Annotated in this window: 13 protein-coding genes, 1 tRNA gene and 8 pseudogenes; 7 read left to right on the forward strand and 15 right to left on the reverse strand. The window is 67.7% G+C overall.

Annotation, left to right across the window (positions count from 1 at the left end; genetic code table 11):
- The 3 genes from thsB to GJ632_RS08215 all read right to left on the reverse strand — a co-directional run.
- A partial coding sequence (thsB, locus tag GJ632_RS08205; protein ID WP_191452665.1) for a thermosome subunit beta occupies positions 1-1,210 on the reverse strand: 1,210 nt, incomplete at its 3' end.
- Positions 1,211-1,565: 355 nt separating this feature from the next.
- Positions 1,566-1,745 carry a hypothetical protein gene (locus GJ632_RS08210; RefSeq protein ID WP_089804565.1) on the reverse strand — a complete coding sequence of 60 codons (180 nt, stop codon included), beginning with the start codon at positions 1,743-1,745 and terminating at the stop codon, positions 1,566-1,568.
- 133 nt (positions 1,746-1,878) lie between these two features.
- Positions 1,879-2,268 carry a DUF2237 family protein gene (locus GJ632_RS08215; protein WP_089804568.1) on the reverse strand — a complete coding sequence of 130 codons (390 nt, stop codon included), beginning with the start codon at positions 2,266-2,268 and terminating at the stop codon, positions 1,879-1,881.
- Positions 2,269-2,563: 295 nt separating this feature from the next.
- On the opposite strand from GJ632_RS08215, the gene GJ632_RS08220 reads away from it, so the two are divergent.
- The gene (locus tag GJ632_RS08220; RefSeq protein WP_191452658.1) at positions 2,564-3,019 is read left to right on the forward strand and encodes an OsmC family protein; all 456 of its coding nucleotides are present in this window, start codon (positions 2,564-2,566) and stop codon (positions 3,017-3,019) included.
- A gap of 93 nt (positions 3,020-3,112) precedes the next feature.
- On the opposite strand, the gene GJ632_RS08225 is transcribed toward GJ632_RS08220, so the two are convergent.
- From GJ632_RS08225 to GJ632_RS08260, 8 genes and pseudogenes are all read right to left on the reverse strand, one after another.
- Positions 3,113-3,544, reverse strand: a complete 432-nt coding sequence (locus GJ632_RS08225; RefSeq protein ID WP_197427946.1) for a universal stress protein — start codon at positions 3,542-3,544, stop codon at positions 3,113-3,115.
- Positions 3,545-3,782: 238 nt separating this feature from the next.
- Positions 3,783-3,863: transfer RNA gene (locus GJ632_RS08230), tRNA-Ser, on the reverse strand.
- A gap of 28 nt (positions 3,864-3,891) precedes the next feature.
- Positions 3,892-4,098, reverse strand: coding sequence for a hypothetical protein (locus tag GJ632_RS08235; protein WP_089804575.1), 207 nt, complete (start codon positions 4,096-4,098; stop codon positions 3,892-3,894).
- A 1-nt stretch (position 4,099) separates the two neighbouring features.
- Positions 4,100-4,484 (reverse strand): annotated as a pseudogene (locus GJ632_RS08240) (Rid family detoxifying hydrolase).
- A gap of 80 nt (positions 4,485-4,564) precedes the next feature.
- Positions 4,565-5,598 (reverse strand): annotated as a pseudogene (gene cydB, locus GJ632_RS08245) (cytochrome d ubiquinol oxidase subunit II).
- Positions 5,598-7,018 (reverse strand): annotated as a pseudogene (locus tag GJ632_RS08250) (cytochrome ubiquinol oxidase subunit I). The pseudogenes cydB and GJ632_RS08250 overlap by 1 nt, the downstream one beginning before the upstream one ends.
- Before the next feature lie 189 nt (positions 7,019-7,207).
- Positions 7,208-8,418 (reverse strand): annotated as a pseudogene (gene ilvA, locus GJ632_RS08255) (threonine ammonia-lyase).
- Positions 8,419-8,723: 305 nt separating this feature from the next.
- Positions 8,724-9,152 (reverse strand): gamma-glutamylcyclotransferase, encoded by a 429-nt coding sequence (locus GJ632_RS08260; RefSeq protein ID WP_191452659.1) that lies wholly within the window; start codon positions 9,150-9,152, stop codon positions 8,724-8,726.
- 71 nt (positions 9,153-9,223) lie between these two features.
- On the opposite strand from GJ632_RS08260, the pseudogene GJ632_RS08265 reads away from it, so the two are divergent.
- Positions 9,224-10,601, forward strand: a pseudogene (locus GJ632_RS08265) (MATE family efflux transporter).
- A 91-nt stretch (positions 10,602-10,692) separates the two neighbouring features.
- Here the strand turns inward: GJ632_RS08265 and citZ are convergent.
- Positions 10,693-11,831 (reverse strand): annotated as a pseudogene (gene citZ, locus GJ632_RS08270) (citrate synthase).
- 286 nt (positions 11,832-12,117) lie between these two features.
- Between citZ and GJ632_RS08275 the strand changes: the two are divergent.
- From GJ632_RS08275 to GJ632_RS23340, 3 genes and pseudogenes are all read left to right on the forward strand, one after another.
- Positions 12,118-13,339: pseudogene (locus GJ632_RS08275) on the forward strand (potassium channel family protein).
- A gap of 81 nt (positions 13,340-13,420) precedes the next feature.
- Entirely contained in the window at positions 13,421-14,059 is a 639-nt protein-coding gene (locus GJ632_RS25275) for a helix-turn-helix domain-containing protein (RefSeq protein ID WP_197427947.1), read from the forward strand.
- A 125-nt stretch (positions 14,060-14,184) separates the two neighbouring features.
- Positions 14,185-14,475 (forward strand): HalOD1 output domain-containing protein, encoded by a 291-nt coding sequence (locus GJ632_RS23340; protein ID WP_191452661.1) that lies wholly within the window; start codon positions 14,185-14,187, stop codon positions 14,473-14,475.
- Between the two features lie 5 nt (positions 14,476-14,480).
- On the opposite strand, the gene GJ632_RS08290 is transcribed toward GJ632_RS23340, so the two are convergent.
- From GJ632_RS08290 to GJ632_RS08300, 3 genes and pseudogenes are all read right to left on the reverse strand, one after another.
- The gene (locus GJ632_RS08290; RefSeq protein ID WP_089804598.1) at positions 14,481-14,798 is read right to left on the reverse strand and encodes a hypothetical protein; all 318 of its coding nucleotides are present in this window, start codon (positions 14,796-14,798) and stop codon (positions 14,481-14,483) included.
- Between the two features lie 33 nt (positions 14,799-14,831).
- Positions 14,832-16,158, reverse strand: a pseudogene (locus GJ632_RS08295) (MFS transporter).
- 116 nt (positions 16,159-16,274) lie between these two features.
- Complete coding sequence (locus tag GJ632_RS08300; protein WP_197427948.1) at positions 16,275-16,889, reverse strand: hypothetical protein; 615 nt, start codon at positions 16,887-16,889, stop codon at positions 16,275-16,277.
- Between the two features lie 152 nt (positions 16,890-17,041).
- Between GJ632_RS08300 and GJ632_RS08305 the strand changes: the two genes are divergently transcribed.
- On the forward strand, positions 17,042-17,998 hold the full coding sequence (locus tag GJ632_RS08305) for a succinylglutamate desuccinylase/aspartoacylase family protein (protein ID WP_191452663.1): 957 nt from the start codon (positions 17,042-17,044) through the stop codon (positions 17,996-17,998).
- Positions 17,998-18,928 (forward strand): pyridoxal-phosphate dependent enzyme (locus GJ632_RS08310; RefSeq protein WP_191452664.1); only part of this gene is annotated, 931 nt, incomplete at its 3' end. The genes GJ632_RS08305 and GJ632_RS08310, both read left to right, overlap by 1 nt.

Genomic DNA, 18,928 nt, shown 5'->3' on the forward strand with positions numbered 1-18,928 from the left:
CGCCGCCGCCGGCGAGGACGCGGCCGTCGGAGACGGTCGTCGCGACCACGTCGAGGGCGTCCTCGACGCCGCGTTCGAGTTCGTCGACCACGTGGTCGGTCGAACCGCGCAGGAGCATCGTCACGCCGTGCTTCTCGTCGCCGAGACCCTCGACGTAGAACAGTTCGTCCTCGCTGTCGCGGCGGACGGAGGCGACGCCGAGGTCGGCCTCGGTGACGCTGTCGAGGTCGGAGACGACGTTGCCGCCGGCGACGTTCCGGAGGAACGCGATGTCGGACTTCTTCGTCCGACGGACCGCCAGGATGCCCTCCTTGGCGAGGTAGTGCTGGGCGAGGTCGTCGATGCCCTTCTGGCAGAAGACGACGTCGGCGCCGGAGTCGACTATCTTCTCGACCTTCTCCTTCAGCTGCTTCTCCTCCTGGTCGAGGAACTTCTGGAGCTGGTCGGGGGACTCGATGTTGACCTGCGTGTCGACGTCGGCCTCCTCGACCTCGATGGGTTCGTTGAGGAGGAGGACGTCGGCCTCGTCGAACTCCGTCGGCATGTCGTCGTGGACGGGGTCCTTGTCGATGACCGCGCCGTTGAGCAGTTCGGACTCGGACGCGGAGCGACCGGTCTGCGTCTCGATGGAGACGTTCTCGAGGTCGACCACGAAGGAGCCGTCGTCGGCCTGCACGGTGACCTGTTTGACGGCGTCGACGATGATCTCGGCGAGAAGCTCCTTGTTGAGTTCGGAGCTCTTGCCCGTCATCGACGTCTCGGCGACCTTCTTCAGGAGGTCCTCGTCGTTGGGGTCGACCTGCTCTGCGATGTTGTCTATCTCCTCGCGGGCCTTCTGGCTGGCGAGGTGGAAGCCCTTGATGATGGCCGTCGGGTGGATGTCCTGTTCGAGGAGGTCCTCGGCGTTCTTCAGGAGTTCACCCGCGATGGCGACGGCCGTCGTCGTCCCGTCGCCGGCCTCGTCCTCCTGCGTCTCGGCGACTTCGACGATCATCTCGGCCGTCGGGTTGTCGATGTCCATCTCCTTGAGGATGGTGACACCGTCGTTCGTGATGGTGACGTCGCCCATCGAGTCGACGAGCATCTTGTCCATCCCCTTCGGACCGAGTGTCGAGCGTACCGCCTCAGCGACGGCGCGGGCGGCACTGATGTTGTACTCCTGCGCGTCGCGGTCTTTCACGCGCTGCGCGTCCTCACCCATGATGATCATGGGCTGACCCTGCTGCATTCGCTGACTCATAGTCACCGCAGGATTGTTTGTGATTCTATATAAAAGCTACGTTCGAGAACGTCGTGGGGCGTGTCACCACGATTCACGACCCCGCCCCCGAAGTCGGCGACGTGTCGCGTTTCTGCCGCCGTTCGTCCGCGCGCACGCCGTCGCCTCCGCGACCGAACTGAAGCGAGTAGCGCCTCCCTTTATATACTCAGCGTCGCGGTCGGCGGGTGGCACCACGTCACCGAACGCGGCGTCGCCACTCCGGGTCGGGCGAGAGGGAGTGGACGCGGCGTCGTCACTGGCGGGTGAACCTTCGAAGATGGAACGGTGACGACCGGCCGGCCGACTACTCGTCGTCCGGCAGTTCGTCCGCGAGGAACTCTGACCGGCGAGTCCGTTCAGACTCGAACGACGGGAGTTCTTCGTCGGCCTCTAGCGCCTCTATCTCCTCCGAGTAGAGACTCTCCTGGAGTTGGCTCCGCTTGTTCCGACCTTTCCGCTCCCGGCCGTTCTTAGTGTCTGGCATTGTCAACCGTGGGTACACGCGACACACTCATGAATCTTTGGGAGGACGTCACACGGTGAATAAACCGCTTCGGCGGCGCTGTGGAGGCGAACCACTCCGGTGATGGCTGGCGGCAGGCGGGTGCAGTCGGACCCTATTCGTCGTACGCGTGCGCTTCGAGCGTCTCCATCGAGACGGAATCCAGCACCGCCTCGTTCGTCGCTTCGAGGACGACGGGCGGGACGGTGGTCTCCGGCAGGCGTTCGCTCCGCGTGGCTTCGAGCGCTTCGGTCCACCGCCCCAGGCAGAGACACCAGCGGTCGCCCGGTTCGAGGCCGGGGAACCGCAACGTCGGGCGCGGCGTCACGAGGTCGTTCCCCCGCCGTTTGCTGAACGCCAGAAACTCCTCGGTCATCACCGCACAGAGTTCGTGTCGCCCCGGGTCGTCGGGGTGGGTTCCGCAACAGCCGTCGCGCTCGAACCCGGTCGTCGGGTCGGTGCTACAGGGAGCGAGTTCCTCGCCGAGAACGTTCCGTTCGGACATATCGGCACGATAGGGCCGTGCGAACAAAAGGCCCGTCGTGCGGGTACCGCTCCGCCGCCGCGGTTCGCTCGGCTGCGAGCCACCTCGCTGGAGGTGCGAAATCGGAGACTCCCGGGACAGAGACTCGAACTCACTCGGCTCTGTCGCACCCCCCCGCCGCTGGTAGTCTGCTGCGGCCCCGCGGAGTCCGGAGCGCACACTCACGGTCGAACGGGCGACGCGCGCTCCTCACTGCCTTCTCACTACCTGAGAACCTCCACCTGTGGTTACGTTCTCGCGAGTCCCCGTGGTAGGTATGGGTTCAGAAACTCCACAACGACTCACCTTCGACGTCTCCGCGTCGGCGGAGTCCCCGACCCGGACCCGCGTATCGACCCGTGACTTCGAGTTCGTCGTCGACGAACCGGCGACGCTCGGGGGGAGCGACGAGGGACCGAATCCCGTCGAGTACCTCCTCGGCGCACTCGCCGGCTGCATGAACGTCGTGGCCCACCAGGTCGCTCGCGAGATGGACTTGGACGTGCGTGACCTCGAAATCGAAATCGACGGTGACCTCGACCCCGCGAAGTTCATGGGCAAGAGCGACGAGTCGCGGGCCGGGTACCAGGAGGTCCGCGTCGACATCTCGGCCGACGTGGACGCGACGGACGAGACGATTCAGACCTGGCTCTCGGCGGTCGAAGAACGATGTCCCGTCAGCGACAATCTGAGTAACGAGACGCCGCTCGCTGTCTCCTTCGAATCCCGCTGAACGAGTCGTCGGCATCGACTCGGACCTGTTCTGCCTTCTCTCCAACCGGTGGTGGTCCAGTATCCACCGAGTGCAACGGAGGCGGTGACCGGCTCACGCTCGAGCGACCAGAACAGAGACTGTCGCCGACTGAACCACGTCCTCCGTCGTGCTACCGAAGAGCCGCTCTGAGAGGGTCGAATCCTCGCTCTCTCCGATCACGATCAGGTCGATTCCGTTCTCGTCGCTGTACTCCTGTATCGCGTCCTCCGGAAACCCTTCGAGAATGACCCGTTCTGCCGAAACACCGGCTTCGTCGGCCATCTTCTCGGCCTGATTCAGCGCCTCTCTCGCCTCCTCGTCGAGGGTTTTCGTGAGGTCGTCCGCGATGTCACCAACACCGGATGCGGCCATCTCCGTCTCGACGTCGACGACGTGCAGGAGATGTACCGTGGCACCCGTCCCAGACGCAATCTCCACGCCCTGTTCCAGCGCGGTCGTGCTCGCAGCGGATCCGTCTGTCGGGATGAGGATATCGTGGTACACGATTCTTTGCTACTGTTTGGACGATGAAAAAAAAGTGGCGTGGCTCGCTCTGCGACGAGACGCCTCGCTGGAGAAGTGAAGTCAGTAGAACGCCGGGACAGGGATTTGAACCACGGTCACTCTGCTCGCTTCGCTCGCACCGTTCCCTGATTCAAATCCCTTCGTCGTCGGTTACAGCGAACTCCCCGTCGTCCGCTCGGCGACGAGACGGCTCGCTGGAGGGTAGTTCACAGAGAAACGCCGGGACAGGGATTTGAACCCTGGATCCCAAAGGGAACACGCTTTCCAGGCGTGCGCCTTACCACTCGGCCATCCCGGCTCTAATCCGGACTACCCGGTTGACGTGTTTAAGTCCTTCCTTTCGCGGCGATGCGCTTCTCGGTGGCGTAGGACGCGGCACCGACGACCACACCGACCGCAACCGCGACGCCGAGGGCCGCCCCCACGTCGAGTCCGAGTGACCCGACGACGAGTCGGTAGCCCTGCACGAGGACGAGGAAGGCGAGTGCGCCGACCACGCCCCACAACGCCGCCGACCTGACGCGCGAGGGCACGCTACTTGTCGGCCACGTCGGCGATGGCCTCTATCTCGACGCCGACGCTTCGGGAGGTTGCCCACCTCGACGGCGCTTCGCGCCGGCGGTTCCTCGTCGAAGTACGTCGCGTACGTCTCGTTCATCTCCTCGAAGTCGTCGATGTCGGCGAGGTAGACGTTCACCTTCAGGACGTCACTCGCGTCGGCCCCCTCCGATTCGAGGATGGCCATCACGTTGTCCAGCGACTGCGCCGTCTGCGTCGCGATATCCTCGTCGTCGAGGAGTTCGCCCTCGGGGGTCAGCGGAATCTGCCCCGCCGTGAACAGGACGGACCCGTTCGTCGTCGCCTGACTGTACGCGCCGACTGCGGCGGGCGCCTCGTCCGTGCTGATGGTTCGTTTCATACCCGACGGGTCTCCCGCCGTGGACTTAAAACCGAAAGAAGCGGCCGCCTCGTCGCCGCATCGCACCGTGCTCCGCGGCGTCAGTCGCCGGCGTACGACTCGCCCGCCTCGACGGGGCCGCGGAACGTCGAGTAGAGGACGGCGAAGTAGACGAATATCAGGGGGAGCAGGAGCGCAGAGGCGATGCTCATGAGGTTCAGCGGGAGCGTCGAGACGATGCCCGCCGACAGCGTCAGCCCCGTCACCGGGTCCACGAGGGGGTAGAGCAGCGCGGCCACGAGTGTGACCAGCCCGTACGTCAGACCCGCGGCGGCGGCGAGGGCGAGGACGTATCGCTCGCGCCGCATCGCCGCGACGTAGGCGACGCCGAGGAGGGCGCTCAGGCCGACGAGTCCGAGCGACGCGGGCGCGAGAAGCGCGGGCCGCATCCCCGGCCGGGTGACGAGCAGGTAGGCGACGGCGACGACGACGAGGCCGAGGTAGGCGGCGAGCGCTGGGGTCCCGTACCGGGCCGTCTCCCCGCGGAGCGAGCCACGCGTCTTCAGCCCGAGGAACGCCGCCCCGCTGACGACGGTGAGGGCGACGACGGCGACGCCGACGACGACGGAGGCGACGGAGAGAATCGTCGTCGCGCCGAGCAGCCAGTTCGCCGCGAAGACGCCGAGGAAGAACGGCGCGAGGACGCTGCCGGCGACGAACGCCCGCCCCACCAGCGCTGCCACGCCTCGTCGTGCCGTTGCTCGTACATCTCGGGGGCGAGGCCGCGCAGGATGAGTGCGCCGAGGATGGCGAACATCAGCAGGTAGTTCCGGCTGAACAGGTCCGCGTACACGGACGGGAACGCGGCGAACAGCGCGCCGCCGAAGACGACCAGCCACACCTCGTTGCCGTCCCAGAACGGGCCGATGGCCGACAGCAACTGCTCTCGCTCCTCCTCGTCGTCGCGCGTGGCGAAGATGGCGCCGACGCCGAAGTCGAAGCCGTCGAGGAACAGGAACGTCCCGAGCATGAAGAACACCAGCCCGAACCATATCTCGGGCAGGGGGAGGCCGAACAGCGGACCGTCGGCCAGCCCGTACGTCTGGAGCGGCAGGGGAGACGCGAACGCGGGCATCAGTCGTCCCCCGCGGCGGCGGCCGTCTCGTCGAGCGTCGCCTGCGTGTGCCCCGTCACCGTCGGCGGCCCGCCCCGGATGATGCGGGCGACGACGTACGTGTAGAGCGTCAGCAGTCCGAGGTAGACGAGGGCGAAGCCAGCGAGCGTCAGCGTCGCCTCGAAGCCGGTCAGGCCGGGCGAGACTCCGTCGGACGTTCTCACTCACCCCCTGCCACCACCCACGGCTGTCGACCGACCTCGGTGACGATCCACCCCACCTCGACGGCGAGGATGCCGAGCAGCGACGACGCCATCAGCGACTTGTGCAACAGGTCGTCTTCGCGGAGTTGCCCCCGCCACCACCGGTAGGCGGCCCAGAACGCCAGCAAGACGAACCAGAAGCCGAGTCCGACCATGATGCGGAAGGACCAGAAGACGATGGCCACCGGCGGCGCCTCCGTCTCGAACTCGTTCAACCCGGTGATGGTGGCCGTGGGGTCGCCCCCGCTTGCCAGCCACGACGCGCCGCCGGGGATGCCGAGTCCGAACAGTTCCTTGGCGCGGGGGTTCGTCAGGTCTTCGAGGTTCGTCGGCACCGCGATGATGTACTCGGGGACGTAGCTCTCGGTCTCCCAGACGGCCTCCATCGCGGCGAACTTCTGCGGTTGCGTCTCCGCGACGTGCCGCCCGTAGGCGTCGCCGTGGATGACCTGTAACGGTGCCGTGACGACGAGGACGACGATGGCTATCTTCAACGTCGTCTCCCAGAAGGCGACGTTCTTCACCGGGTAGCCCCAGTGGTGGTGTCGGAAGACGTAGTAGGCGGCGACGCCGGCCATGAACAGGGCGACGGAGAGGACGGCGGCGTTCTGCATGTGGACGAACATCCACGGAAATCGCGGGTTGGCGTAGGCGGCGATGGGGTCCACCAGCGAGATGATGGGCTGACCGTTCTTCGTCACCACCTCGAACCCGCGCGGCGTCTGCATCCAGGAGTTGGCGACGAGAATCCACACCGCCGACAGCCACGTCCCGAGGCCGACGGCGACGGCGGACACCATGTAGAGCGCGTCGGACACCTTCTCGCGGCCGAAGACGAACACGCCGAGGAACGTCGCCTCCAGCATGAACGCCATCATCCCCTCTGTCGCCAGCGGTCCGCCGAACAGTTCGCCGGTGAACGCCGAGAACGCGGCGAAGTTCGTCCCGAACTCGAACTCCAGGACGATGCCCGTCACGGTGCCGACGACGAACGAGACGGCGAATATCTTCGTCCAGAACCGCCGCAACTGCTCGTACACCGGGTCCTCGGAGCGGATGTCTTTCCACGTGAAGTAGACGAGGAACGGTGCGAGGCCCATGCTCATCACCGGAAAGATGATGTGCACGATGGTCGTCAGCGCGAACTGCAGTCGACTTGCGAGAACTGGGTCTATCATGGGGCGAAGGTCGCGTGCGAGCGGAGAGACTCCCGCTCAGCTACTATCTAAGCCTTAGAGAGAGACTCATATATCGGACCGACTGCTTCTCAGCCGCTGGGAACGATTCGGCCGCCGACAGGTCACGGACGGCGACTCGGGAGCGTCGCGGTTCGGGAGCGTCGTGCGGCCGGGGATGTCGGCGACCGCTCAGACGAGGACTTCCACGCGGTAGCCCTTCTCGCGGAGGGCGCCGAGGAGGTCCTCGACGTGGTCGTGGCCGCGCGTCTCCAGGTCGAGTTCGACGTCCGTCTCGTTCATGCCTATCTCGCGGGAGGTGCGGTCGTGGCGGATGGCGTAGATGTTCGCCTGCGCGTCGGCGATTATCGCCAGCAGGTCGTGCAGGGCGCCGGGGCGGTCCCGCAGGACCGTCCGCACCTTCAGGTAGCGCCCCGTCTCCACGAGGCCCCGCATCACGACGGTGGTGAGCTGGTTCATGTCGATGTTGCCGCCGCAGAGGGCGGGGACGACGACCTCGTCCGGCGCGAAGTCGAACTTCTCGAACAGGAGGGCGGCGATGGGGACGGCGCCCGCCCCCTCGACCAGCGTCTTCGAGCGTTCCAGCAGGTACGTGAGGGAGACGGCTATCTCCTCGTCGGAGACGGTCACCACCTCGTCGACGTACCGCTGGATGACCTCGAAGGGCTTGTCGCCGACGCGACGGGTGGCGATGCCGTCGGCGACGGTGTTCACGCTGTCGAGTTCCTGCACCGACCCCTTCTCCAGCGACTGGGCGACGCTCGACGCCCCCTCCGCCTGCACGCCGACGACGCGCACGTCGCCGAGTCGCTCCTTGATGGCCGTGGCGACGCCGGAGATGAGGCCGCCGCCCCCGATGGGGACGACGACCGTCTCCACGTCGGGGCAGTCCTCGGCTATCTCCAGCCCGATGGTCCCCTGACCGGCCATCACGTCGTCGTCGTCGAACGCGTGGACGTAGGTGCGGTTCTCCCGTTCCTCTATCTCGTGCGCCTTCGCCTGCGCCTCGTCGTAGTCCGCGCCGTGGAGCACCGTCTCCGCGCCGTACCGCCGCGTCGCCTTCACCTTCGAGATGGGCGCGTGTTCGGGCATCACGACCTTCGAATCGCGCCCGCACGCGTCGCCGCGAGGGCGACGCCCTGCGCGTGGTTGCCGGCACTCGCGGTGACGACGCCCGCGTCCTTCTCCGCCTCCGACAGCGTCGTGATGCGGTTCAGCGCGCCGCGAATCTTGAACGACCCGGTGCGCTGGTTGTTCTCCAGTTTCAGATAGACCGCGGCGCCGGTCATGTCGGAGAACGTGTGCGAGTAGTCCAACGGTGTGTGCTTCGCGACCCCCTCGATTCGGTCCCGGGCCGCCTCGATGTCGGCGAGCGAAATCATACGCCGCGGTTCCGTGGCGCGACGTGTAAGCGTTCGGATTACAGTTTCGTTCGTTACAATTTATGCGAGCGCGGCGGTCTGCCCGCGCGGTCGCCGTGGCGGCGTCGACGGAGCGTTCGAGACGAGGCGACGATACCGACGGCTGGTCGTTCGTTCCTGCGTCTCAGAACGTGTAAAGGGGGGAATGCACGCGTGTGACGTGCAGTTACCCTACTGTTCGGCTGGTATATAAACGTCCTGCAGGCGGAGTGGAAGTGAAATCGCAAGACAGCGGCGACCCGAACGCGCCGTCAGACGCCCGTCTGTCACTCGTCGTGCCCGGCGTCCGTCGGTTCGACGACGACCGAGTTCGCGGAGCGATAGCGTTCGACTCGGGTTCGAAGGTCACCGTCGCCCGGCCACCCGGCGTCGGCGCTCTCGTCTTTGCCGCCGGAGCGAACGCCGAGGCGGGCCGCGTCGCCGACGTAGACGAACGCCCGGCCGCCGTCGGTCCGGGGGAGTTCGACTCGGACGTACAGGCCGGAGGCGACGCCCTCGTACCGGTCCAACGTCGTCACCTCGTCGGTGCGGAGGAGACGGCCCGACACCGACCCGCTGGGTACGAGCGTCGGATACCGCCCCTCGACGCGGTGGAGTCCGTCGACGCGGGCGTCCGGCCCGAACGACCAGTCGTCGAGCAGTTCGTCCGCTCGGTCGGCGTCCGTCAGCGTCCCGTAGACGAAGAACGAGGGCATGGGTGCCGATTCACGCCGGAGCGACGTTCCGTTTCCGGTATCGTCAAGCGTCACACGTCGCTGGTGACTGTATGAACGGCGGGCGACTCCGCGACGTCTGGACGCGAGTGTTCGCACTCGCGTGGCCCGTGATGGCCGAACAGACGACGCGGACGCTCATGCGCACCGTGGACATCGTCGTGACGGCCGCGCTCTCGCCCGCGCCGTCGTCGCCATCGGCCTCGCGGACCTGTTCGCTCGTTTCCCCCTCCGCATCGGCCTCGGACTCGGCGGGGCCGCCATCGCCCTCTCCAGTCAGGACACCGGCAGCGGTGCCGACGCCAACCGCGACGAGGCGGTGACGCAGGCTCTCCTCGTCGCCTTCCTCGTCGGCGTCCCGTTCGTCCTCGTCGGCGTCCTGTTCGGCGAGACGGCCGTGGGTCTGTTCCCCGCCAGCGACGACGCCGTCCGCCTCGGCGGCACCTACCTCGCCGTCGTCTTCGCCACCGCGCCCGCCAGACTCGTCGCCCTCGTCGCCGCCCGGTCGTTACAGGGCCTCGGCGACACGCTGACGCCGATGTACGTGAACGTCGTCGCCAACGTCGTCAACGTCTCCCTCTCGGTCGGACTCGGGTTCGGACTCCTCGGCCTGCCCCGACTCGAGGTGTTCGGCGTCGGCCTCGCCACCTCGGCGGCGAACGCTCTCTCGGCGACCCTCCTCGTCGCCGCCGTCTACCGCCCCGAGTCGCCGGTGACGTTCGCGCGGCCGACGGACGCGACCATCGGCGCGCAACTCGTCCGCGTCAGCCTCCCCCGCGTCGCCGAGGGGTTCGCCGCCGAACTCGCGGAGTTCCCGTTCAACGCCCTCCTCCTCTCGTTCGGGGACGTGGCGAACGCCGGCTTCCAGATCGGACGCCGCGTCTACCAGCAGGTGACGGGACCGCTCGTCCGCGGTTACAACACCGCCGCGAGCATCCTCGTCGGACAGGCACTCGGCCGGGGCGACCCGGCGACGGCCCGGTACGAGGGGTGGGCGACGGCCGTCCTCGCTCTCGGCACCGTCGGCGTCGTCGGTCTCCTCCTCGTCGTCTTCGCCGACCCGGTGGTGGCCGTTCTCGGCTTCGGCGGGTCGGGCGAGGCGCTCACCTACGCCGCCGAGTTCGCGGTCGTCTACGGCCTCTCCGCGCCGCTTCTCGCCCTGTTCGTCGCGCTCTCCGGCGCGTTGCAGGGCGCGGGGGCGACACGCATCCCCTTCGTCGCCCGCCTCACGGGGATGTTCGGCTTCTTCGTCGGCCTCTCGTACGTCGCCGTCGAGGTCCTCGGTACGGGCCTCGTCGGCGTCTACGTCGCGTCTTCGCCGCCTACGCGTGGATGGGTCTCTTCGTCTTCGTCGCGTTCCGGTACGCCGACTGGGCGGGGACGGCGGCGGGACTCCTCCGAGAGCGAGGAAGTATCGAGGGCGACGACTGACGCCGTCGACGGCCGCCGGACGGCGTCGCCACTCGCCGTCGGCCGCGAAAGGAGAGAGAGTGTCCAGCCGTGTGTGTCGTTCGACCGCCGTCTACCGCTCGTCTATCGGCGTGAGCGTCAGGTCCTCCTCGCCGACGTAGCGCGCGCGCGGTCGGATGAGGCGGTTGTCCTCGTACTGTTCGATGACGTGCGCTATCCACCCGCCGACGCGGGACATGGCGAAGATGGGCGTGTAGATGTCCACGGGAATTCCCATCTGGTAGTACGTCGAGGCGGAGTAGAAGTCCACGTTCGGCGCGAGGCCCTTCTCCTCGCCGATGTACTCCTCGATGGCGACCGAGTAGTCGTACCACTTCATGTCGCCGGCGGCCTCGCCGAGTGCCTCGGACTTCTCGCCGAGAATCTTCGCGCGCGGGTCCTTGACGTTGTAGACGCGGTGGCCGAACCCGGGGACGCGGCGGCCCTCTTCGAGGCGTCCGTGACCCACTTCTTCGGGTCTTTGTCGCTCTCGTCTATCTCCTTGAGCATCTTCATCACGTTCGCGTTCGCGCCGCCGTGCAGCGACCCCGCGAGGGTGCCGACGGCCGACGTGACCGCGCTGTGCAGGTCCGAGAGCGTCGAGGCGGTCACCTTGGCCGAGAACGTCGAGGCGTTCAGGCCGTGGTCGGCGTGCAGGACGAGCGCCATGTCGAACGTCTCCGCCAGCACGTCGTCCGGTTCCTCGCCGTTGAGCATGTAGAGAAAGTTCTCCGCGTGGCCGAGGTCCTGGCGCGGACTCACCACGTCCTCGCCGTTCCGCAGGCGATTGAACGCCGCCAGCGCCGTCGGAATCTTCGCCGTGATGCGCCGCCCCTTGCGGACGTTCGCGTCGAGGTCCGTCACGTCCTCGTGGTCCGCGTCGTCGTCGTACGCCGACAGCGACGAGACGACGGTCCGCAACGCCGCCATCGGCACCTCGTCGGCCTCGGCGAGCGCCCGAATCTCGTCGAGCACGCCGTCGTCGAGTTCGCGCTCCTCCGCCATCGTGGACGAGAACTCGTCCAACTGTTCGCGCGTCGGTAGCTCCCCGTGCCAGAGGAGGTAGACGACTTCTTCGTACGAAGCGTCTCGGGCGAGGTCTTCGATGGCGTACCCGCGATACACGAGTTCGCCGGCGTCCCCGTCGATGAAGCTCAGTTCGGACTCGGCAACGAGAACGCCTTCCAGACCCCGCTTCAGGTCGTCTGACATACCAATCAGGTTCCCATCGGTATCAAAAAAGCGTTATCGTTCACACCAAAACGAAATCGACTATTGCCGAAAAATGGTTTCGACAGCCGCGCTCTCGGGCGTCGAGGTATCGGGAACGGCGCGGCGGGACGCGGCGGGACGCGGCGGGACGCGGCGGGGGCTCTCCCCACGTACCGCCGCGACACGGTCCGTCCCGCCGACACGGCGATATAGCCGCTTCGCGTAGAACGTCCGACGGACGTTGTCGCTAACAAACCTTTTCACCGAACGACGTGAACCTCGGCGTATGAACCCCGAGGACGTGGAGTACGAACCGGTGAGCGTCAAGGAGGTGCTCGCCGAGATGAAAGACACGGCGGAACTCCTCATCGACCTCTCGTTCTCCGCGGTCCTCAACGGGAGCGACGACATCGCCCGCGAGGTGCTGGAACTGGAGGAGCGGATGGACGTGCTGAAACTGCAGGGACGGATGAGTCTGCTCATGGCCGCCCGCACGCCCGAGGACGCCGAACAACTCGCCTCCGTCCTCGGCGTCGTCGGCGCGGCGGAGAAGATAGCCACGCCGCGGGCGACATCGCCAAGGTGGTGCTGGAGGACATCGGCCTCCCGGACGCGATTCGCTCGGCCCTCCCTGAGGCGGCGGAGATGCTCGTCCGCGCCACCGTCGTCGCCGACTCCGACTACTGCGGCCGGTCGCTGGCCGACGTGAACATGGAGACGGAGACGGGTGTGCGCGCCATCGCCATCCGCCGGCAGTCGGTGACCGGCAAGCGCCGGTGGATACTCAACCCGAACCGCGAGACGACGATACAGGCCGACGACGTCCTCCTCCTCCGCGGCCCGCAGACGGGCGTCGCGACGGTGTTCGAGACGGCGACGACCGCCCCGTACGAACTGCCCGAGACGCACGACCCGCCCATCGAGGACCTCGAACGCGCCGTGGACTCCATCATCCTGATGAAGGACATGAGCGAACTCGCCGTGGACCTCGCCTACGGGTCGGTGCTGTTCGACTCCGAGGACGTGGCCGAGGAAGTCGAGGAACTGGAAGCCGAGGTGGACGCCCTGAAGTCGCGCTTCGAGGCGTGGGTGCTGCAGGCGGCCCAACGCGTCGACGACCCGGTCCAACTCCGCGGCCTCGTCCACATCGCCTCGGCGACGGAGGTCATCTCCGACGCCGCCCTCGAAATCTCCGAGGGCGTCCTCCGCGGTATCGACGCCCACCCCGTCGTCGCTGCCGCCGTCGAGGAGTCCGACGAGATTATCGTCCGCCTCCACGTCGGCGGTGAGAGTTGGCTGGCGAACGAGACGCTCGGCGACCGCATGGTGAAGACCGAGACGGGGATGCGCGTCATCGCCGTCCGCCGCGCGGACGGGAGCGAGTGGGTGGTCCAACCCGGTCCGACGACCGCACTGCACCCCGGCGACGTCCTCATCGCGAAGGCACCCGCGCGGGGGCCGAACGCCTCGGCGAACTCCTCGACGACCCGCAGGCGTTCGAGGAGTGACCGGACGGCGCTCCGCCTCGACTGTTCAGGTGTCCGACCGGTTCGACAAGAGTTATCTCCGGTATCTGCAATACCTCCCACGTGAGTCTCGTCGCCGACTTCTCGCTCCCTCGGAGTGAACTCCTCCTCGAAGGCGTCCCCAGCGACTGGACGGGTCGCGTGGAGTTCGAACGGTTCGTCCCCGCGTCGCCGGACCCGCTCCCGTTCGTCAGAGTCCGCGGCGACAGGGAGGCGTTCGCCGCCTCGGCACGCGCGGACTCGGCGGTGGCGTCGCTCACCGAGCGAGACGTGACCTCGTCGTGGACGCGCTACCGCCTCGCGTGGACGCCGGACGCTCGGCGCTCGATTCGGCGACTGTTCGGCGACCCCGTGGTTCTGGAGGCCGTCGCCGTCAGGGACTGGACGTTCTGCGTCCGCTTCCCCGAGTTCGCCCACGTGGCCGCCTTCCGCGAGACGGCCGAGACGTCTGGGTTCCCGCTGGAACTCCACCGCCTGCGCGAGGAGTCGCGGACCGAGGACGCGGCGACGGACCTGACCGACCTCCAGCGAGAGACGCTGGCGCTGGCGATTCGGCGGGGGTACTTCGAAGTGCCGCGGTCGGCGACGCTGTCGGACCTCGCCGCGGAACTCGGCGTCTCGAAACAGGCCGTCTCCGAACGACTCCGCCGCGCCCTCGCACTCCTCGCCCGGGACGCCGTGGGTGAGTCCCCCTCTCGGTGACTTAAACGCCCGGACAAATCAATGCGGACGCTCATCCGTTCACCCGTGGTTGTGAGTAGCACGATGAGTGGAGTGACGTTTTGGAACGGTAGCAGTCAGAGTCCGTCGTCCGACACGACGGGTCGGTGGGTGGGACACCCGTGACGACCCCCGCGTCCGGGTCGTCAGACGGTATCGTCGCGGGCGGTCGCCTCGACGTTCGTCTCGTCCGACGAATCGCGCGAACGCTCGACCGAGACCCGATGGACCTCCCGCCGTTGGCGTGGGAGGTAGACCTGGACGCGCTCTCGACGCTGGCGACGAACGGGCACGTGAGCATCACCTTCGAGTACGAGGGATGTGACGTTCGTATCCACAAGGACGGCACCGTCTCCATCTCCGTCGGCGACGCGGACGCCGACACCGCCTCGGCGTAGGCGGCTCACACCTCTTTCAGCAGTCTGTACGCGGAGACGAGCGTCAGGACCGCCGTCACCAGAAGCGCCGTCGCGGACGCGAGGACGAACGCGAGGACGGCGAACCAGCCCTCGGGGCCGAGGACGGGGTACTCGCGCGTCCCGGCGAACGGGCCGAACAGTTCGAGGACGCGGAACGCGTAGGCACCGACGGCGAGTCCGACACCCGCGAGTGCGCCGACTTTGGCGTTCCGCGAGACGTGTAACGCGTGGGCGAGTCCGCGTTGCGGCGGCCGCCCCGGAACCTCGTCGCTCACGCTCGCCCGTAGCGGCCGAGAGCGCATAGCCTCGTCGGAATCGACGCTCCGGAACCGCCCTCAGTCGTACGCCTCGAACTCGCGCCCGAAGACGAGGAAGTAGCCCGTCCCGACCAGACCGACGGCGGTGGCGACGAGGAACGCCGTCTCCGGGTCGTTCGCGTACAGCCACCCGCCGACGGCCGCCGAGGGGATGGTGACGGCGTTGCGGAGGAGGTAGTACGACCCGACGACGCGCCCCCCGGCGTTCTCCTCGGCGGGGCCGACGATGAGCGCCTTGTGCGCCGGCAGTCCCGCGAACCGGAGCCCCGAGAACGCGAACAGGAGGGTGAGGACGAGGGCGCTGTCCGGCGCGTTTATCAGGAGGACGGGGAACGCGGCGTAGACGGCGAAGCCGAGGCCGACGACGGGTTTCAGGCCGACGCGACGGGCGAGTTTCGCCACCGGCACCATCGTGACGAGGGCGACGGCCATCTCGACGGCCAACAGGACGCCGAAGAACGCGTCCGGCGACAGCGACCCGACGAACGGGAGCGCGCGCCGACGCCGAGGAACTCCACGACGACGATGACGAAGAAGACGTACACCATCCCGTTGGCGAAGCGGACGAGGGTGTCACCGACGAGCAACGGGCGGAGGGCAGCGGGCATCTCGCGGAGGTCCGAGACGACGGTGGCGACGCCCTCGAACGACTTGCCGAGACTGTCCTCGGAGGCGTCGTAGAGGACGTGCTGAGCCACCGTCGCCACGGCAGCGAAGACGGCGGCCACGGCGAGGACGACTCTGAAGCCCGTCTCGAAGGCGAACACGGCGAGGACGGCCGCGGCGAACAACGGACCGAGGAAGAACGCCGTCCGCCGGAACGTCTCCGTGCTGGCGAATCCCGTCGCCAGTCGACCCGGCGGCACGCTCTGCTTCACGATGGCGAACGTCGCGCCGAGGCCGAACGACTTCCACGCCTGCGCGAACAGGAGGCCGAGGAAGATACCGACGGGGAGCGAGAGGGGGTCGACGACGAACGGCCCGACGGCGAACCCGGGGAGGGCGAGGACGCCGAACGCGCCGGCGAACAGCCATATCAGGAAGCCGACGGTGGAGGCGAGGCCGAACGCGGTGAGGGCGACTCGGGAGCGACCCGGTCGGAGAACGCGCCGCCGGGGTAGGGGTAGACGGCGCTGATGAGGTTACCGAAACTGCCGTACAGGCCGATGGCGACGCTGCCCGCCCCGAGGACGCTCACGTACCGGGGCATGTACCGTCCCGTCATCTGAAAGCCGAGGCTGAACGCGAACATCGACAGCGAGAGGACCAGTACGTCGCCGTCGAGGGCGAAGAACTGTCGGAACGTCGAGAGCGCGTCCGGGTCGTCCGCCTCACCGTGTGCCATACGCGTCTGTGTCGCCCGCCGGACGAAATGTCTCCCGGTCGCGAGACGCTATATAGCGGTCAGGAGAGCTGTGTAGGCCAGTTCCCGGTGGCTGACGTGCCGCGACACGCGACGCGCTACAGGTGGACCCAGCCGGTCGACCCCCGTTCGGGGAGGTGCCACCGTTGGTAGACGGTCCCGCCGTCGGTCCGCACCTCCACCTCCGCGTCGCAGGACGACGCGTGCGACGCCCGCGTCTCCTCGTCGTCGGCGTCGACGTGGTAGTACGCCATCCCGCAGACGCCACTGACCGAGTCGGTGATGGCGTCGGTCACGTCCAGCGTTCGGTCGCCGCCCACCTCACCGGCGACTTCGGTCACCGAGTCGACGCTGACGCGGAGTTCGCCCGGCCCGATACCGCCCGTGTCGAACGTCTCGACGGCGTCGCAGACCGTATCGCGCAGGCCGTCGGCGCGGGTCTGCGGGTCCGACGACTCCGCGAACACGTCGCGGAAGTTCACGACCGAGACGGAGTCGCTGTCCGTGGTGACGCCGCGCGGGAGTCGGTCGCCCAGACCGTCCTCGTCGCCGGTCACCAGCACTCGCGAGTACGACGGCACCGCACCGAGCGTACGCTGACTCGCTCTGTCGGTGCCCACGTCGTCGTCGGAGCTAACGAGAATCGAGCACCCCTCGCGCTTCATCCGGAGGAGAGCGCGACGAAACTCCTCCGGAGCCAAATCTGCGGCCATAGTGTCTGGAGACGCCCATATATTTCAGAGCTATCTAACTTGTTATTAAGTCTCGAAACGGATAACTGTTGTTTCCGCTTGGATACCGTTTTTTGCCGCTTCTCCGGGAAGATACCGAACCCATAAAGGGAGATGCATCCCTGTGTCTGGTAATGATTTCCCTCGGTAGTGCGAGTGCGGCCCCGGGCGAGGTGGATACGGGGCGTCTCGAGGTGGGTGAGACGCGCGATGGGACCACCGTCGGTCTGCCGTGCGCCGTCGTGAACGGTGCCTCGGACGGGAAGACGCTCTACGTGCAGGCGGCCTCGGACGGCGACGAACTGAACGGCGTGGGCGTGATACAGCGACTGTTCCCGCAACTGGACCCCGCGGACATCTCCGGTCAGATTCTCTTTGTCGGCATCGTCAACTACCACGCGTTCCAGGTCGCACAGCACCGAAACCCCGTGGACGACACGAAGATGAACCGGGCGTACCCCGGCGACGAGAACGGCACCTCCTCCGAGCGCATCGCGGCGGCGACGTTCGACGTGGCCCGCCGCGCCGACCTGATTCTCGACCTGCACCAGGGCTCCACCTCGCAGATGATAGACGAGGTTCGCGTCCGGTGCGGACGGCACCACCGCCTCCACAGCGAGTGTCTCCACCTCGCCAAGACGTTCGGCTGCGGGTACGTGCTGGACCAGAAGGGACCGGACGGCCAACTCGCCCGCGCCGCCCCCGACGAGGGCGTCCCGACGGTGGACCCCGAACTCGGCGGCTGCGTCGGGTGGGACGAGGAGAGCATCCGGAAGGGCGTTCGCGGCGTCCACAACGTCCTTCGCGGGTACGGATTCCTCGACGGCTCCGTCGAGACGGAGCGACAGACCCGCGCGAAGGGGTTCGACCAGTACGGCGCTCCCGCCGGCGGGCTGGTCCGATTCGAGAAGCACCTCGGCGAGCAGGTGTCCGCGGGCGACGTGGTGTTCGAGGTGACCGACGTGTTCGGCGGACTCAAGGCGCGCGTCACCGCCGACGGCTCCGGCATCTTCTGGCGGTCCCGCCGCCTCCCGCAGGTCGCCACGGGCGAGTACGTCTGCTCGGTCGGGACGGGCATCGACACGTTCTGATGGCGCTCGACGCACTCTCGCTGCGGTGTTCGGCCTGCGGGGAGACGTACGAGACGGCGTGGCAGTGGCGCTGTGACTGCGGCGCACCGCTGGACTTCCTCGCGGACGCCCGCCCGTCGCGGGACGCCCCGGACCCGCGCTCGTTCGACGCCCGGCGGGGTCTCTGGTCGTTCGCCGACTTCCTCCCCGTCGGCCCGCACGTCACCCTCGGGGAGGGAACGACGCCCCTCGTGGACGCCCCCGACTGGGACGCCTCGTTCAAACTGGAGTACGTCTTCCCCACGGGGTCGTTCAAGGACCGCGGCGCGACGACGACGCTCTCCGTCGCCGCGGAACTCGGCGTCGACACCGTCGTCGAGGACTCCTCCGGCAACGCGGGCGCCGCAATCGCCACCTACGCCGCCCGCGCCGGCATCGACGCCGAGATATACGTCCCCGCGTCGGTGAAGGTGTCGAAACTCCGGGCCATCGAACGGGCCGGGGCGACCCCCGTCCGCGTCGAGGGCTCTCGCGAGGACGTGACCGACGCCTGCGTCGACGCCGTCGAACGCGGCGACGGCTGGTACGCCTCTCACGCGTGGAACCCCGCGTTCTTCGCCGGGACGGCCACGTTCGCCTACGAGGTGGCTTACCAGCGCGGGTGGTCCGCGCCGGACGCCGTCGTCACGCCACTCGGGCACGGCACCCTGTTCCTCGGCGCGTACCGCGGCTTCCGCGCCCTCCGGGACGCCGGGTGGATAGACGAGATGCCGACGCTCCTCGGCGCGCAGGCCGCCGGCTACGCGCCCGTCGCCGAGGAACTGCACGGCCCGACCGACGGGCGGAACCGGGTCGCCGACGGCATCCAGATACGCGACCCCGCCCGTCTCGGGCAGATTCTCGCCGCCGTCGACGCCACCGGCGGCGACGCCGTCGCCGTCTCCGAGGAGG

The sequence above is a fragment of the Halogeometricum sp. CBA1124 genome (genome assembly GCF_009741955.1).
GTDB lineage: Archaea > Halobacteriota > Halobacteria > Halobacteriales > Haloferacaceae > Halogeometricum > Halogeometricum rufum.

Coding starts and splice junctions, on each gene's coding strand:
- GJ632_RS08210 (WP_089804565.1), bottom strand. CDS start 1,745: ATGCCAGACACTAAGAACGGCCGGGAGCGGAAAGGTCGGAACAAGCGG.
- GJ632_RS08215 (WP_089804568.1), bottom strand. CDS start 2,268: ATGTCCGAACGGAACGTTCTCGGCGAGGAACTCGCTCCCTGTAGCACC.
- GJ632_RS08220 (WP_191452658.1), top strand. CDS start 2,564: ATGGGTTCAGAAACTCCACAACGACTCACCTTCGACGTCTCCGCGTCG.
- GJ632_RS08260 (WP_191452659.1), bottom strand. CDS start 9,152: ATGCCCTCGTTCTTCGTCTACGGGACGCTGACGGACGCCGACCGAGCG.
- GJ632_RS08290 (WP_089804598.1), bottom strand. CDS start 14,798: ATGCGCTCTCGGCCGCTACGGGCGAGCGTGAGCGACGAGGTTCCGGGG.
- GJ632_RS08300 (WP_197427948.1), bottom strand. CDS start 16,889: ATGGCCGCAGATTTGGCTCCGGAGGAGTTTCGTCGCGCTCTCCTCCGG.
- GJ632_RS08305 (WP_191452663.1), top strand. CDS start 17,042: ATGATTTCCCTCGGTAGTGCGAGTGCGGCCCCGGGCGAGGTGGATACG.